The sequence below is a fragment of the Bordetella ansorpii genome (assembly GCF_900078315.1).
Classification (GTDB): Bacteria; Pseudomonadota; Gammaproteobacteria; order Burkholderiales; family Burkholderiaceae_B; genus Bordetella; species Bordetella ansorpii.
The window spans coordinates 159,271-175,242 of the sequence record NZ_FKBS01000002.1; the positions used below are offsets into that span (position 1 = coordinate 159,271).

Below are 15,972 nucleotides of genomic sequence, written 5' to 3' on the forward strand. Positions count from 1 at the left end.
CCTGTTATCGGCGTGATGGATGGGCGGTGTCAGGCGAGCCGGGGCTCGACGCCGCACCAGTCATTCAGGAACAGCGCATACGTCTTGGCCACGCGCAGCATGCTCTGCACGCTGACGCTTTCGTTGAAGCCGTGATAGTTGCGCGAAACGGGCCCGTAGCACGTCACGGGGGCTTCCATCATGAAATGGAAGTGGCGCCCGTCGGTGGTGCCCGTCAGCGCCACGGGCTTGGGCGCTTCGCCGGTCACGTGCCGGTGCTTGGCAGCCAGCAGCTGCAGGGCCGGCACGTCCAGGTCGTACTCGCAACCGGGCGCATTGAAGCCCTCGTAGCGGATCCTGAATTGGGTATCGGGCTGGGCCACGTCCTGCTCCACCTGGCGGATGGCGGCCTCGATGCGCGCCTTGGCGGTCTCGATGGGCATGTCCGGATAGCACGACAGGCGCAGGCCCAGCGTGCACACGCTGGGCACCGACGAGTTCCAGTCGCCCGCATGGATCTGACCGAGATTGAAGTTGATGGGATGCGCATGCTCGCGATAGGCCGGATGGCGGTTCTCGGGCAGGTTCCACTCGTGCTCGATCTGCTTGACCGCCTCCATCACGCGCAGGCCGATGTCCACGGGGTTGATGCCGGTGGTCATCAGGGAGGCGTGGGCCGGCTTGCCGACGATGTCCACATACATCCAGAACACGCCGACCTGGGCCGACATCATCCCTTCGTGAGTCGGCTCGGGAATCAGCACGGCATCGAAGGACGTGAGCTTGGCCGCGCCGATGGCGCTCTGCAGCGCGGACACCGAGGCCAGCGTGCCGTTGCCGGTGTTCTCTTCTTCCAGCACGCCGTTGAAACCCACCTGGGCGGCGGGCTGCATGCCCAGGTCCTGCAGCGCCTTGAACGCGGCCAGCGCGCAGACGATGCCGGCCTTCATGTCGCCCGCGCCGCGGCCGTACAGCCAGCCGTCGTGCAGGCCGCCCTGGAACGGCGACTCGGTCCAGAATTCTTCGGGCCCGGTGGGCACCACGTCCAGGTGGCCGTTGAACAGCACCGAGCGGCCCGTGGCCTGCTGCGGCTGGTGGCAGGCCAGCACGTTGTAGCGACCGCCATCGGGGCAGCACGCAGGCGAGTACAGGGGCAGGTCCTTGATGGCCTCGGTGCGCAGCACGATGCGCTCGCTTTGCAGGCCCAGCTTCGCCAGCTCGGCCTCCATGAATTCGGCGGCCGGCGTTTCCTGCCCCGGCAGGCTGCGGCACTGCACGAAACGCGACAAGGTGTCGGTCATGTACTGCTCCAACCCGTCGACGGCGGCCTCGATGGCGCTCGCGGTCAGCTTGCGCACCTGTACTTCGCTCATTTCGTCCCTCCAAGCCTCGCGACGCGGGCAAGGCGTTCGGCAAAAAACTGGATCGGCATCCACCCGTCGGGTGGCCGGCGTAGGCATACACTTTCAATAAGTATCAAATAATGATACTTATGAAGCGATGATTGATATCATAGGAGTGACTATCAACCCCTGAACGCATTTCTGGAAGGGGTGATTTCCCTAGGATCCGAAACTGAAAGGACCGTTAAAGTGGCGGTCTGGCTACAGGGGCATCCAGCGCCGCATGCTGGATGGCAACCCCGATCACATTCAACAGAGACAAATGCATGGGCAGCGTGGACACCCGTTTCAACCAATCCGTGGCCAAGGCCTTCGACATCCTCGAAGCCTTCGGCGTGCGTCCTGGCCCCCTGAGCCTGAGCGAACTGATCGAGATCTCGAACCTGGACCGCAACTCGACGTTGCGCATGCTGCATACGCTGGTGGCGCTGGGCTACCTGGAGCGCGGCCCCAACCAGCGCGGCTACGTGCTGGGCAAGAAGATCCTGCACCGCACCTTCGACTACCTGCGCGGCAACCCCTTGATCGAACGCGCCAACCCGGTGCTGATCGAGCTGCAGCAGGATGCGGACGAAGGCGTGGACCTGAGCCTGCACGACGACCTGGACATCGTCTATGCGCTGCGCCGGCAGACGCGGCGCCGCTATTACTTCGCCACGCTGGTGGGCCGCACCATGCCGGTGTATCGCTCATGTGCCGGGCGGGCCATCATGGCGCACCTGTCCGACGATCGGGTCGATGACATCCTGGCGCGCTCCGACCTCGCGGCGGCCACGCCCCACACCCTGACCGACCCGCAAGCCATTTGGCGAAAAGTGCTGGAGGCGCGTACGAACGGGTTCGCGCAGACGGTGCAGGAATCGCTGCTGGGTGAGCTGGCCGTGTCGGCCGCCGTGCTGGACCGCAACGGCCTGCCCATCGCCGCGATCCACATCTATGGCCAGTTGTCGCAATGGACGCCGGAGGCGTTCTCGCATCGTTTCGGCCCGATGGTGATCAACGCGGCCCAGGCGCTCAGCGACAAGCATTGACGAGACCTGTGGCCGCACTGATGCGCGGCCGGCATGACGGCGAGCCGGCCGGAAAGCGTGGCGCCGGCCCGTTAAAAAGAAAACGCTCCCACGATGGGAGCGTTGCATCCCGCACGCGGGTTTCAGGAACAGCCCGCGCGCGAGGGAAGCCTGGACCGGCGCGCGCCTCGCGCATCGGCCCGGACAGGGGTCACAGCTTCTCGGTCTCGCCCGATCTGGGCTGCCACTTCATCAAGCGCTTCTCGCCCACGCTGACGAGGTAGTCCAACACCAGCGCGAAAGCCGTCAGCACGATGATGCCCGCAAACACCGTGTTCACATCCAGCGTGCCTTCGGCCTGAAGGATCAGGTAACCGACGCCGCTGGCCGAGCCCAGGTACTCGCCCACCACCGCGCCCACGAAGGCCAGGCCCACCGAGGTATGCAGGCTGGAGAACACCCAGCTGGTGGCCGACGGCAGGTAGACATGGCGCAGCAGTTGCTGGCGGCGCGCGCCCAGCATGCGGGCGTTGTCCAGCAGCGTGGGGCTGACCTCGCGCACACCCTGGTACACGTTGAAGAACACGATGAAGAACACCAGCGTGACCGCCAGCGCCACCTTGGACCAGATGCCCAGGCCGAACCACATGCCGAAGATGGGCGCCAGGATGACGCGAGGCATCGAGTTGGCGGCGGTGATGAAGGGGTCGAGCACGGCGCTGACCTTGCGCGACAGGCCCAGCCAAAGGCCCGCGCCCAGTCCGGCGACCGTGCCGATGACGAAGGCCAGCACGGTTTCGGTCAGGGTGATCCACAGATGCCGGTAGATGTCGCCCTCGACCACGAACCAGCTCCAGATACGCGAGGCGACCTCGGCCGGCTGGCCGAAGAAGAACGAGACACGCGGGCTGGCCGACGCGAAATGCCAGATGGCCAGGATGAGGACCAGCAGGCCCAGTTGCCACACGCGCAGCGTGGCGGAACCCGATTTGAACGACTTGGACATGGCTTCAGGCTCGCTTCTGCTGGGCATAGCCCTTGAGGACTTCTTCACGCAGCACGTCCCAGATGGCGGCGTGCAGTTCGACGAAGCGCGGATGCGTGCGCACTTCGGCCACGTCGCGGGGACGCGGCAGATCGATGGCGAATTCGCCGATGGGATGCGTGCCCGGACCAGCCGACAGCACCACCACGCGGTCGCTCATGGCGATGGCTTCGTCCAGGTCGTGCGTGATGAACAGCACCGCCTTGCGCTTGGCCATCCACAGGTCCAGGACCTCGTTCTCCATCAACTGGCGCGTCTGGATGTCCAGCGCCGAGAACGGCTCGTCCATCAGGATGATGTCGGGATCGCGGATCAGCGTCTGCGCCAGCATGGTGCGCTTGCGCATGCCGCCGGACATCTGGTGCGGATAGCGGTCCTCGAAACCGCCCAGGCCGACACGGCGCATCCATTCGCGGCCGCGCTGCTGGGCCTCGCCGCGCGCCACGCCCGCGAACTCGAGGCCCGCGGTGACGTTGTCCAGCGCGCTGCGCCAGGGCAGCAGCGCCTCGCCCTGGAACATGTAGCCGGCGCGCTCGTTGATGCCGGTGAGCGGCTTGCCGAACACCTTGACCTGCCCGGACGACGGCGCCAGCAGGCCGGCGCCGACGTTCAGCAGGGTGGACTTGCCGCAGCCGGTGGGACCGACCACGGAGACGAACTCGCCCGGGGCGATGGCAATGGTGGCGTCCTGCACCGCCGTGTAGCGCTTGCCGCCGCCCTCTCGAGCGGCGAAGGTGCAGGTGATGCCCTCGAGCGACAGTGCAGCATCAGCCATTGGCGTACTTCTCGTTGGCTCGCTTGACGAACTCGTTGGTGAAAGTCTTGGACAGATCGATCTTGGACTCGTCCATCTGTACGTAGCTCAGCAGCGCCTTCAGGGCGGTCTGGGCGCCGTCGGCGGGGAACGAGCCGTCGGGCGAGATGCCTTCCTTGCTCTTGGTCAGCGACGCCTTGTAGACCTCGGGCTCGCCCAGCAGGTAGCTGGCGGGCACGGCCTTGGCGATTTCATCCGGAGAGGCCTTGGCGATCCACTTGTCGGCGCGCACGATGGCGTTGGTCAGCGCCTGGGCCGTGTTGGGGTTGGCGCTGATGAAATCCTGCGAGGCGTACAGGCAGCCGGCCGGCATGTTGCCGCCGAAGGTATCGACCGTGTCCTTCAGTTTGCGGGTGTCGAGGACGACCTGGATCTCGCCCGCGGTTTCCAGCGCGGACATCACGGGGTCGAGGTTGGCGATGGCGTCGATCTGGCCGCTGCGCAACGCGGTGACCGCACCGGCGCCGGCGCCCACGCCGATGAAGGCCACGTCGGACGGCTTCATGCCGTGCTTGGCCAGGAAGAAGTTGACCAGCATGCTGGTCGACGAGCCCGGGGCGGTGACGCCGACCTTCTTGCCCTTCAGGTCGGCCGGGGTCTTGTAGCCCATCTTGGACGACACGCCCAGCACGATCATCGGCGCGCGGCCCTGCAACGCGAAGGCGCGGTAGAACTGGCCCTTCGATTGCAGGTTGATGGTGTGTTCGTAGGCGCCCGAGCAGACGTCGGCGCTGCCGCCGACCACGGCCTGCAGGGCCTTGGAGCCGCCGGCGAAGTCGGCGATGCTGACGCTCAGACCCTCGTCCTTGAAGTAGCCGCGCGCTTCGGCGATGGACAGCGGCAGGTAGTAGACCAGGGCCTTGCCGCCGACGGCGATCTGGACGCTGGACTTCTCGAGTTTCTGGGCGCGCACGATGGCGGGGGCCAGGCTGAGCGTACCGGCGGCGCCGGCCAGCTTCAGCAGATCACGACGAGTGAGTGACATGGGGGTTGTCTCCTGTTGGGCCGCGCGAAGCGGCGTGGCAACTTGCCCGGACGATCCACGGGCAGTTGCGTACCGGTTTGCCGGTCTGCGCCGGCTTCGATTGCCGCAGCATCATACCGCAGCGCCCAGGGGGCGATCTTCGGGATGATCCCGTAGACAAGGGACTTTGGAGAGGCGGAACGGGCCGGACGCGGCGGACGGGTGTCCGGCGCGGCCCTGCCTAGGACTCGCGGCGCTCCATCAGCGCCCAGGCGATGGTGCCCGCGTCCACGTATTCGAGTTCGCTGCCCGCCGGCACGCCACGCGCCAGGCGGGTGACTTTCAGTCCCAGGCCGGACAGAGCCTCGCTGACGAAGTGCGCGGTGGTCTCGCCTTCGGCCGTGAAGTTGGTGGCCAGGATGACCTCTTGCACCACCCCGTCGGCGGCGCGATCGATCAGGCGCTGGAAATCCAGCTCGCGCGGGCCGATTCCTTCCAGCGGCGCGACGCGGCCCATCAGCACGTAGTACAGGCCGCGGTAGCCGTGGCTGGACTCGATCATGTTCTGGTCGGCGGGCGTCTCGACCACGCACAACACCGAGGCATCCCGCTTGGGATTGGCGCAAACCGAACAGATCTCTTCGTCGGCCTCGGTAAAGCTGTTGCACCGCGCACAGTGACGCAGGTTCTGCACCGCGCCGGACAGGGCGCGGCCCAGGATGTCGGCCCCTTGCAGATCGTGCTGCAACAGGTGGTAGGCCATGCGCCGGGCCGAGCGCACGCCCACGCCCGGCAGGCGCCGCAGCGCTTCGATCAGCGCGACCAGGGGTTGAGGCTCGGGAAGCTGGGAGTCCATCTGAGGCCTGTTGACGCATGAAGCCGCCACGCGGGCGGCCAGCGATTAGAACGGGAGCTTCATGCCGGGGGGCATGGGCATGCCGGCGGTGACGCCCGCCATCTTTTCCTGCGACGTGGCTTCGGCCTTGCGCAGCGCGTCGTTGAAGGCGGCCGCGACCAGGTCTTCGATCATGTCCTTGTCGTCGCCGAACAGGCTGGGATCGATGGCCACGCGCTTGACGTCGTGGCGGCAGCTCATCGTGACCTTGACCAGGCCGCCGCCCGAGGCGCCTTCGACCAGGATGTCGGCCAGGGCGTCCTGGGCCTTCTTCATGTTTTCCTGCATCTGCTGCGCTTGGCGCATCAGGCCGGCCAGTTGATTCTTCATCATGATCTGTCTTCCTTGAGGGAGGGAACGATTCGTGGGAGCCGCGGCGCGTCAGTGCACCGGCGGCGTGTCGGAGGGGCGCACCGAATTGGGCACCACGTGCGCGCCGAAGCGCGAGATGAGCGCCTGCACGAAGGGGTCGGCCTGCACGGCTTCTTCGGCGGCCTGCTGGCGCGCGGCCCGTTCGATGCGCGCCACCGCGTGCGCGGTGCCGTCGCCGGTGGCGCCCACCTGGATCTCCAGCCGCAGGCCCTGCCCGAAATGTTCGCACAGCACCGTCTGCAGGCGCACGCGGCTTTCGCTTTCGGCCAAGGTGCGCACGGCCACGCGCAGCACGACGGCATCGCCCTGCACGCCGGCCCATTCGCTTTGCTTGGCCAGCTCGGCGGCCAGGCCCGTGACGGGCAGCCTGGCGGCCAGCTCCGGCCAGCCGTCGGCCGACATGTCGGTCAGGCGGGGAGTACGGGAGGCGCCTTCGCGCGAGGCGCGGCGGCGTACGGGCGCCGGACGGGCTTCGCGCGGTTCGGCGGGCGCGGCGCCGGGCGACAGCGTCTCGAACTCGTCGTCGGGGTCCGGCGTGAAGGCTTCGGCGTCGTAGGGGATGTTGTCGCCGTGCCAGTCCGGGGGGCCGTCGTCATAGGGCGGCGGACCATCGTCCTGCGAGGCGGCATAGGCTTCGTCGGGAATGTCGAGGACGGGCGGCTCGGAGGACGAAGCCTTTGCGGCGGGGGCGGCGGCCTGGGCTGCCGTCGTGGCAGCTTCGGCGGACGGCATGTTCGTGCCGCGGGTTGACGCGGCAGCAGAGGCTTGCTGCGGCATCGCGGGTGGCTGCGCAGAGGCCGCGGCTTGCGCCTGCGGTGCGGGCAGATCTTCCCAGGGCGGCACGTCTTGTGCGGACGGGGCCTGTACGGGCGTGGCGGCGGGAGCCGCTGCGCTGGCAGCCGTGCCGGACGCCGTGGCGGATGCACTGGCGATCGCCGCAGACGGCTGCGGCGCTATCGGGGCCGATGAAGCGGAGGCCGCCGAAGAGACCGCCGAGACGGCGGCGTCTGTGGCGGCTGAAACAGAGGCCTCTGCGGAAACCGGGCTGAATGCGAGTGGCGCCGGGACGGCACCGCTGGAGGCTGCAGGCGACGGATGCTGGGCAATGGCCGGCGGCGCCACGGCCGCGGTTTGCGCTGCGGGCGGCGCCGCCGACGCTTGCGGCGTAGAGGCCTGCAAAGCAGCCGCGGGGGCCGCGACCGGCGCGGATGGGGCAGCAGCAGCGACCGGTGCGGACACCGCCTGCGGCGTGGGCATCGGCGTCTGCAGGGCCGTGGCCGGTCCCGCGTCGCCGTTGAGCGCCAGCATGCGCAGACAGGCCATTACAAAACCGGCGTATTCGTCGGGCGACAGCGTGAGCTCGCCGCGGCTGTGCACGGCGACGGAATAGAACAGTTGCACCGCATCGGGATGCAGCACCCCGCCCAGGCGCACGATGTCCTGCGTGAGCGGATCCTCGGCGGGCAAGGCGCCCGGCACGCGCTGGGCGATGGCCACCTTTGAAAGCAGCACCGACAGATCGGCCAGCGCGCCCGCATACGACAGGCCGCGCGTGGACAGTTCGTCGGCCACCGACAGCACGCCGGTGGCATCGCCGCCGGCCAGCGCCTCGAGCAGGCGCACCAGGTGGCGCTGGTCGATGGTGCCCAGCATACCGCGCACGGCGTCCTCGGTGAGGTTGCCGGCGCTGTAGGCGATGGCCTGGTCGGTGAGCGACAGCGCATCGCGCATCGAACCGCCGGCGGCCTGCGCGACCAGGCGCAGCGCGGGCACCTCGAAGGGAATGGTCTCCTGCCCCAGCACTTCCTGCAGGTGGCCGACGATGGACTCGGGCGGCATCTGCTTCAGGTTGAACTGCAGGCAGCGCGACAACACGGTCACCGGAATCTTTTGCGGATCGGTGGTCGCCAGGATGAACTTGACGTGCGGCGGCGGCTCTTCCAGCGTCTTGAGCATGGCGTTGAACGCGTGCCCGGTCAGCATGTGGACTTCGTCGATCATGTAGACCTTGAAACGTCCCGCGCCCGGCGCGTACACCGCCTGTTCGAGCAGTTGGGTCATTTCCTCGACGCCGCGGTTCGAGGCCGCGTCGAGCTCGAGGTAGTCGACGAACCGGCCGGCATCGATCTCGGTGCAGGCGCGGCAGTGGCCGCACGGCGTGGGCGTGATGCCCGTCTCGCAGTTCAGGGACTTGGCCAGGATGCGCGACAGCGTGGTCTTGCCGACCCCGCGGGTGCCGGTAAACAGCCAGGCGTGATGCAGCCGCTGGGTTTGCAGCGCGTGCGTGAGGGCGCGCACCACGTGGTCCTGTCCCACCAGGGTCTCGAACGATCGCGGGCGCCACTTGCGGGCCAGTACCAGATAAGTCATGGGCGGATTGTAGAACCAGTTATGCGCGCGTGAAGACGCACTGATGCCGGAACCGCGCCGATCGCTGCGAGACAGGCGAGGTCGGACGGCTGTGTCCGGGCATGTCACGCCCAGATGGGGGTGATTTGCCCGACGGCAAGCCGGCCACAAGACAAAAGGGGCACCGCGTCCAACGCGCAACGGATTCCTGGAATCCCGCTACACGTTTTTCGCGGCGCCCCCTTTGGAGAAACCGGATGACGAGCCTGACTTCGGCACTGATCCTAAACGACTATGGCTGCTTCGTTCCCGACCTGACCAGGTTCACCGCCGAACCATGCGAAGGGGCCCGTCGACATGAATTCTAGCAGAACGGGCTGGACGCCCGTTTCTTCGACGAATTCATGTCGGCGGGCCCCAGGGGGCCACTCTGTTGGGCCCCCGCCCCAACCCTCCCCCCCCGAGGGGGAGGGAGCTTGATGGGAACCCCCTCCCCGGCCCTCCCCCCTTAGGGGGAGGGAGTTGGCGCATGGCGCCTGGGTCTGGGGCGTGTTCTTGGGTCGTGCAAGCGGATTGCCTTGAGGTGGCGCATGGCGCCCGTGACTGGAATTGCTCTCTGGAAACAGCGGAGTCGGCTGCCAGGCTGGCATGTACCGGTCGCCGGCGTTTATCCAATCCTCTGGTCGCTTCGGGTCACAGGTCCAACCACAACTTCGCCCTCGGGAAGTACAGCGCCGCCCTCGCCTTTCTGCCATCCAGGGCCGTGACCTGGCGGCAGTAGCGCTCCAACTGGTCGCCGTGGCGCTGGCGCATGCGTTCGGCGAAAACGGGCTCCGGCTCTCCAGGATGGGGGCGGCCCGTCTTGTAGTCGACGATCAGCCAGCCGTCTTCCGTGCTCAGGGCGAGGTCGATCACCGAGACCTTGCCGGTCGCGTCGATCAGGGGCCACTCGCGGCGGGCGCCGGATTGGGAGAGGAGCCACTGGCCACGGTCATGGGACAGGGTTGCGGTCAGGGTGTCCAGCACGGACTGGGCGGCGTCGGCGGCCAGGGGGGCCGGGACGCCGGCACGCGTCAGTTGCTTGCGCAGCAGCGGCAGGCGCGATTGCAGCGAGGCGGCGGGCCAGGCGGACAGGCCGTCCTGGCCGATGCGGGCAAGCCAGGCGTGCGCCAAGGTGCCGATGGCGGCGTCGTAGGCCGCTTCCAGTTGCCAGGCGGGATGGTCCGCGCCCTGGTTCCATTGGCGTGCGCCGGCGGGCGGCATGGCGAAGCCCGGATTGGCGGCGGTGCGGGGCCGGGTGGCCAGGCGCGTGATGCCCTCGTCCGCCAGGCGGCGCAACGGACGGCCACGCACCGCCGTGGTGTCGGCAGTGGTGTCGTCATCCAGCGGCTTCCAGTCCGGCGGCGGCTGCCTGCTGGCATCGGGCAACTTGTTCCACAGGCGCGCCAGCAGGCTGCTGGCCATCGGCGGCTTGGATTGGCCCGAAGCCGGATCCACGGCAACGTGGGCGATCAGGTGCAGGCGGTGGCGCGCGCGGGTCGCGGCCACGTACAACAGGCGGTCGGTCTCGTACGAGGCGCGGCGCTGCTCGCGCTGCATCAGATAGCGCGAGATCGGATCGGGCTCGCGCTCGGCACGCGGCTTGGCCGGGCCGAACAGCACGCGATCCCGGGTCTGCTCGAAGCTGACCAGCGGCGCGCGGTCGCCGCGCGGCGCCTTGTGCAGGCCGAACAGGATCACCGTGTCGAACTGCAGGCCCTTGGACTTGTGCATGGTCATGATCTCGACTACCCCGCCCTGCGCCTCGTCCGTCGGCGCGGGCGCCGCATACAGGCGCGCCAGCGCGGTATCCAGCCGAGCCGGGTCCAGGCCACCGTGCGGCGACAGCCGCTCCAGCAGCAGGAACAGGCTTTCCGCATCCTCCGCGGCGCTGGCGTCGGCGTACAGGGCCGGACCGCCCAGGCGCCGCCACAAGGATTCGAGCCAGGCGGCCAGCGGCAACGCTCCGGCACGGTTGGCCTCGTCCAGCAGGATGCCGGCCACGTGGCGCAGGCGGCGCAGTTCGGCCTCGGGCAGCAGTTGCGCTGCCCGGCAGGGCTGAACCTGCGGCGCGTCGAACAGGCCCATCTGCGGCGCGTCGGAGGCAGGCGCCGGCGAGGCATCTTCACGCAGGGCGTTGGCCAGCAAAGTGGGCACCGGCGCCGCCAGGTCGTGGCCGAACAGGCCATGCAGCGCATCCAGCGTCAGGCCGCACCAGGGCGCGCGCAGCACGGACAGCCACGCCAGGCGGTCGGCCGGATGCGCCAAGGCGCGCACCAGTTGCACCAGATCGGACACCACTTCGCGCTGCGCCAGCGGCACCAGTTCGACCGCGCGGCAAGCAATGCCCTCTTGCGTCAGGCGGCGCACCAACTGGCCCAGATGACCGCGCGCGCGCACCAGGATGGCCACGGGATGCTTGCTGCGCGGATCGGCATTCGCAAACGCCTCGCGCACCAATCGCAGGGCCAGGCGTTCGGCCTCCTCCTCGGATTGCCCGGTGCCGGGGGCTCCGAATGCACCGTGGAACTGGACTGCCGTGCCGTCCAAGGCCTCGTTGAAGGCGCGCGAATCGGTGTACGAAATAGCCCCCGCGGCGGCGTTGTTCTCGGCCGGCAGCAAGGTGCGGAAGACATCGTTGACCCACTCGACCACGCCGGCCTGCGAGCGGAAGTTGTCGGTCAGATGAAGGAAGTCCGGCCGGATTTCGCCTATGCCCTCTTGCGCCGCCTGCAAGAACAGCCCCACCTCGGCCTTGCGGAAGCGGTAGATGGACTGCATGGGGTCGCCCACCAGGAACAGCGTGCGGCCGTCACCGGGCTGCCATCCCGCGGTCAGCGTGGTCAGCAGCTTGTTCTGCGTGACGCTGGTGTCCTGGAACTCGTCGATCAGAAGATGGCGGATGGACGCATCCAGCTTCAGCAGCAATTCTCCGGGATCGTCCGACGTGCCCAGCGCCCTGGCGGCGCGCTGCGCGATCTCGATGAAATCGACCTCGCCGGTTTCGGCGAAACGCACGTGCAACTGCGCCACCGCCAGCTTCAGCGTCATCAGTTGCGCGCCCAGCACACGCCATTGCTCATCGGTGAACTGCGCGGGAGGCACGGTGCGCAAGGCGTCCAGCGCGGCGATCCAGCTGGCCGACGGATCAGCCGACTCCAGCCAATCGGTGAACGGCGCCTTGTGCCCGCATTTGGCCGGGAAACCCAGGTTCTTGTTCACGCCGCGCGGGCTGCGCAGCTTGCCGTCCGCGGTCAACAGCAGGTGCGCCAGCGCCTGCCAGGCATCGAGCATGCCGGCATCCGCGTACAGCTCGTCGTGCCAATCGCGCAGCGCGGCCAGGCGATGGTCCGGACCGCCCTCGTCCAACGTGGCTGCGGCCATGCGCGCGGGGCCGCTCAATGCGCGCTGCCAACCTGGCGGCATGGCGGCAAGCGCCACCGCCAGGTCTTCGGAAATGGCTTGCGCCAGAGCATCCTGCAGGGCCTCGCGGTCGCTGCCATGCTGCAGCAGCGGCAGCCATTGGTCGCGCTGGCCCAGCATGCCGGCCAGGGCCTCGCGCGCGGCCAGCGTGTCCACGTCCAGGTGCGCCAACAGGATGCGCACGGCCTCGAAATCCTCGGCCAGATCCAGCGTGGCGCGCGCCGCGGCATCGTAGTGCGCGGCCGAGTCGTCGGCGATCTGCGGCATGCCACCCAGTTCGGATAGCCATGGCATGCCGCGCACCAGGCCCGCGCAGAACGAGTCGATGGTGCGGATCGCCAGCCGTGCCGGATGACGCAGCAGCTTCCAACCCTTCTCGTCGTCGCGCGCCAGGGCAGCGCGGGCCAGTTCCCAGCTGCGCCGGCCATGCTCGCTGTCGGGCGGCGGGGACAGGGCATCGCGCAGCTTGCCCAGCACGCGCGCGTGCATCTCGGAGGCCGCCTTGCGCGTGAACGTGATGGCGACGATCTCCTCGGGCCGCTCGACGGTGGCCAGCAGCGCCAGGATGCGGTCGGTCAGCAGTTCGGTCTTGCCCGAGCCCGCGGGCGCCTGCACCAGAAAGGACTGCGAGGGATCCAGCGCGCGAGCGCGGGCCAGGTGATCGGAAGGCTGGCGCGAGCTCATCGAGGCAACCTCCTTTGTGCGAAACGGGTCATGCCTCGTCCTCCACTTCCAGGTTCAGCCGCAGGAACGGCATGGCATCGCAATACTTCAGATCATCCGGCCGCGCCGCGAAGTTCGCGGCGTAGCCGCTGGCGTACTCATCGGCCAGGCCTTCGATGGCCCCGCGCCAGCGCGCCAGGATGTCCGTCCAGGCCCGGCCCTCGAAGGCCTTGCTGGCATCGGCGGCAGTCACGCCCTCCAGGCCCAGGTCGGCGTCGGTCAAGCCCTGCGCGGCCACCTGGCGGGCGTGGATCTGCGCCAGCACCAGGGCTGCCACGCCGGCCTCGGGCTGTTCACCCGCCAGCACCGACGCGTAGAACGGCAATTGCAGGTTCACGGGCCGCATGCGCGACCAGTCGGATTCGGGGTTGCCGGGCGACATGCCCGTCTTGTAGTCGACGATGACGCCACGGCCATCGGGCAGGCGATCCATGCGGTCCAGCCGCACCTTCAGCGTCAGCGCGCCGCGCGACCACGTGTGCTCGCCTTCGACCTGATCGATGCCGAACGGCGTGCGCTGCGCCTCGACGTCCAGCCAGTTGCCCAGCACCGTGGCGGCGCGGGCGCACTCCAGCGTGCGCAACGCCTCGGGATAGTCCTTCAGCGTCTCGTCGGCGGACTGCGCGATCGCCTGGTCGACCAGCGCCGCCAGGCGGCCTTCGGCGATCAGTTCATGCAGGCGCTCCTGATCCTGCACCATGCGCCACACCTGCTCCAGCGCGCCATGCAGAAACTGCCCGCGCACGCTCATGGCCGAGGCTTCGGCGTAATCGGCCATCGCGCGGCCGCCCAGGCGATGGCGCACGAAGGCCCACAGCGGATTGCGCGCCTGCGTGTCCAGCACGTCCAGGCCGCCGCGCGCGCCGGCAGCCGGCCCATCGCCCGTGGGCGCGGGCAACGGCGGGCCGCGTTCGTCGTCCAGCGCCTGCTGCGGCAACGGGGCCTCGGCGGCGACGCCGCCGGGTTGCCATCCTGTCTCGGCCAGATCGGCGATCAACGGCGACGGGCGCAGCTCGCGCTCGCCTTCGGTATGCGCGTGGCTGACGATGATCTCGGGCGCGCAGGTGCACAGCGCGGCATACATGGCCTCGGCCCACTGGCGCTCGCGCTCGGGCGTGGCGCGCGGCGCGCCCGCGGCCCGCAGCACGGCCAGCGGCAAGAGCGGATTGGGCTTGGGCGAGGCGGGCAGCACGTCGTCGGTCAGCCCCAGGATCCAGATGCCATCCCAGGATCCGCCCTCGGCTTCGAGCAGGCCCAGCACGTCGAGCCGCGCCATCGGATCGCGCTGCGGCTGGAACGTGGTGGCGTCCGCCGCGCGCGCCAGCAGGCGCACCGCGGCCATTCCGCCCAGACGGCCGGCAGCCGGCGCCAGGGCGCCGAAGCGGCCCAGCAGTTCGCCGAACGCCCCCACCACCTGATAGCCCACGCTGTCCAATGCGCGCTCGCCCGGATAGCCCAGCGCGCCCAGCGCCGCGCGCATCACGGGCATCCAGGCGTCGGTGGTGGCGAAGCCCTGGCCGCCCGGCACGGCGCGCCAGGCTTGCATGGCGCGCGGCCAGGCCTCGGCCAGCGCACTGCCGGCCATGTTGCGCAGCCAATGCGGCTGGGACAGCATGGGCACGCCGTTGCGCCGCCAGCGCGCATCGGCGCCGGCATGCCACGCCGCCTCGCGCACGTCGCCAGCGCAATGGCCGGCCAGCAAGGCCGCGCCCATCATGGCGGTCTCGGCGCCATCGGCCTCGTCCATGCGCGCCAGCGCCTCGAGCCACGCCAGCGCCGCGCGCACGGCGGGCCATTCCGACAGGGGCCGGCCCACCGCCACGTTGAAGGCGAATCCGCCCGGCGCCAGCGCACGCCCCAGCACGCGGCGCGCGAACGGCGACTCATCCTCGAGCTGGGCGGACACGATGGCGTAGCGGCCTTCGGGATGCTCGGCCAGCCGCCGCGCGGCCCAGGCGGCGGCGCTGCGCCACTCCGCGCCTCGGTCGTGCGCACCGAAACGGCCCGGGATGGCGGCGTCGCGCTGCGCGTCGCTCAGCCACCGCAATTGCGAGCCCCCTGCCTGCAAGGCCGACAGCAAGGCCTCGAAGCGAGGCGACACTTCCGTGAAACCCGCCAGCACCACATGGGGCGAGGCCGGCAGGGTGCCGTCCTGCAACGCCGACAACACGCGCTCGTAGATGCGGCTGGCATCCTCCGCATCGATCTCGTCCAGGCGTTGCCGGTAGCGCGCCCGCCAGCGCGAGAACCCGCGGTATTCATCGGTATCGGCGCCCTGCGGCACCTGCAGGCGCCATTCGTCCATCAAGGCATCGGCGTCGGCCGCCAGCCGGGCGGCCTGCACGGTGTCCAGCAGCACGCGGTCGGCCTCTTCGTGATCGATCGCATCGACCCACATCATCTGCGCCGCGAAGGCATCCAGGCGATACGCGGGCAGTACGGCGCCCTCCACGAACGCCAGTTCATCCGCGGCCTCGCCCAGCCAGGCCGACAGCGGCATCACGCGCGGCAGTTCGCTGACCTGGCGGTCGCGCCGCAGCAGTCCGGCAAGATCGAGCACCAGCCGGCGCGCCAGGCGGTTGTTGACGGTAAGGATCAGCGTGTCGGCGGCGGGCAGCGCGGCGGCTTCGTCCAGGCCGATGGCAGTGCGCGCGGAGGGGTCGTGGATCATGGCGGGTTGCGGTCAGAAAGCTGCGCCGGCATGCACGCGCCGGATGACGGCGGCGTGGCACGTCGTCACGATGCCTGCGGGCATCGCGGACGAAATCGCAAAGCCGACAGGATACCGCCGCGGTGCGCCGGCGTATCCATGGAACAGCCCGCTAGAACCCGCAGAGCGCGGCCAGCGTTTCCCAACTGACGCGCAGGCTGGGGGTGAGATGGCCGACGAAGGCCAGCGCCAGCACGACGGCCAGGACCGCCCCGCCCACCCAGCGCCAGGTCCGGGCGCGCATGG

General features: G+C 69.1%; 11 protein-coding genes and 1 other RNA gene. 1 reads left to right on the top strand and 11 read right to left on the bottom strand.

Annotated features, from left to right (window positions below; all coding sequences use genetic code 11):
* Positions 1–29: 29 nt before the first annotated feature.
* Entirely contained in the window at positions 30–1,352 is a 1,323-nt protein-coding gene (locus A7W11_RS00700; protein ID WP_066406429.1) for an ArgE/DapE family deacylase, read from the bottom strand.
* A gap of 296 nt (positions 1,353–1,648) precedes the next feature.
* On the opposite strand from A7W11_RS00700, the gene A7W11_RS00705 reads away from it, so the two are divergent.
* Complete coding sequence (locus A7W11_RS00705; protein WP_066406433.1) at positions 1,649–2,413, top strand: IclR family transcriptional regulator; 765 nt, start codon at positions 1,649–1,651, stop codon at positions 2,411–2,413.
* Positions 2,414–2,603: 190 nt separating this feature from the next.
* Here the strand turns inward: A7W11_RS00705 and A7W11_RS00710 are convergent, their stop codons facing one another.
* The 10 genes from A7W11_RS00710 to A7W11_RS28955 form a co-directional block, all read right to left on the bottom strand.
* A complete protein-coding gene (locus A7W11_RS00710; protein WP_066406436.1) occupies positions 2,604–3,398 on the bottom strand; it encodes an ABC transporter permease in 795 nt (264 codons plus the stop codon).
* A gap of 4 nt (positions 3,399–3,402) precedes the next feature.
* Positions 3,403–4,212 carry an ABC transporter ATP-binding protein gene (locus tag A7W11_RS00715; protein ID WP_066406437.1) on the bottom strand — a complete coding sequence of 270 codons (810 nt, stop codon included), beginning with the start codon at positions 4,210–4,212 and terminating at the stop codon, positions 3,403–3,405.
* Positions 4,205–5,236 (bottom strand): ABC transporter substrate-binding protein, encoded by a 1,032-nt coding sequence (locus A7W11_RS00720; protein WP_066406438.1) that lies wholly within the window; start codon positions 5,234–5,236, stop codon positions 4,205–4,207. The genes A7W11_RS00715 and A7W11_RS00720 overlap by 8 nt, the downstream gene beginning before the upstream one ends.
* A 220-nt stretch (positions 5,237–5,456) precedes the next feature.
* Positions 5,457–6,071 carry a recombination mediator RecR gene (recR, locus tag A7W11_RS00725; protein WP_066122857.1) on the bottom strand — a complete coding sequence of 205 codons (615 nt, stop codon included), beginning with the start codon at positions 6,069–6,071 and terminating at the stop codon, positions 5,457–5,459.
* Between the two features lie 45 nt (positions 6,072–6,116).
* A complete protein-coding gene (locus A7W11_RS00730; protein ID WP_066406441.1) occupies positions 6,117–6,443 on the bottom strand; it encodes a YbaB/EbfC family nucleoid-associated protein in 327 nt (108 codons plus the stop codon).
* A gap of 48 nt (positions 6,444–6,491) precedes the next feature.
* On the bottom strand, positions 6,492–8,852 hold the full coding sequence (gene dnaX / locus A7W11_RS00735; protein WP_066406443.1) for a DNA polymerase III subunit gamma/tau: 2,361 nt from the start codon (positions 8,850–8,852) through the stop codon (positions 6,492–6,494).
* Between the two features lie 235 nt (positions 8,853–9,087).
* Positions 9,088–9,185, bottom strand: an RNA gene (gene ffs / locus A7W11_RS00740) — signal recognition particle sRNA small type.
* 339 nt (positions 9,186–9,524) lie between these two features.
* Positions 9,525–12,977, bottom strand: coding sequence for a UvrD-helicase domain-containing protein (locus tag A7W11_RS00745; protein ID WP_066406448.1), 3,453 nt, complete (start codon positions 12,975–12,977; stop codon positions 9,525–9,527).
* 28 nt (positions 12,978–13,005) lie between these two features.
* Positions 13,006–15,687, bottom strand: a complete 2,682-nt coding sequence (locus A7W11_RS00750; RefSeq protein ID WP_066406449.1) for a PD-(D/E)XK nuclease family protein — start codon at positions 15,685–15,687, stop codon at positions 13,006–13,008.
* A 151-nt stretch (positions 15,688–15,838) separates the two neighbouring features.
* The gene (locus tag A7W11_RS28955) at positions 15,839–15,970 is read right to left on the bottom strand and encodes a hypothetical protein (RefSeq protein WP_268874721.1); all 132 of its coding nucleotides are present in this window, start codon (positions 15,968–15,970) and stop codon (positions 15,839–15,841) included.
* Positions 15,971–15,972: the final 2 nt, after the last annotated feature.